Origin of the sequence: Bacillus sp. OTU2372, assembly GCF_038440275.1 — a bacterium.
GTDB lineage: Bacteria > Bacillota > Bacilli > Bacillales > Cytobacillaceae > Neobacillus > Neobacillus bataviensis_B.
This window is the reverse complement of the sequence record NZ_JASATK010000096.1, coordinates 1-312: the sequence shown is the minus strand read 5'-3', so window position 1 is coordinate 312 and position 312 is coordinate 1. Positions and strand designations below refer to the sequence as shown.

The following is a 312-nucleotide window of genomic DNA, read 5'->3' as shown; positions in this document are numbered from 1 at the left end:
GGTTACCCCACCGACTTCGGGTGTTACAAACTCTCGTGGTGTGACGGGCGGTGTGTACAAGGCCCGGGAACGTATTCACCGCGGCATGCTGATCCGCGATTACTAGCGATTCCGGCTTCATGTAGGCGAGTTGCAGCCTACAATCCGAACTGAGAATGGTTTTATGGGATTGGCTAGGCCTCGCGGCTTTGCTGCCCTTTGTACCATCCATTGTAGCACGTGTGTAGCCCAGGTCATAAGGGGCATGATGATTTGACGTCATCCCCACCTTCCTCCGGTTTGTCACCGGCAGTCACCTTAGAGTGCCCAACT

The 312-nt window shown here is 55.1% G+C and carries 1 rRNA gene; it reads right to left on the bottom strand.

Features of this window, described 5'->3' with window-relative positions:
• Nucleotides 1-312: ribosomal RNA gene (locus AAHB15_RS30115) — 16S ribosomal RNA — on the bottom strand; the annotation flags it as partial.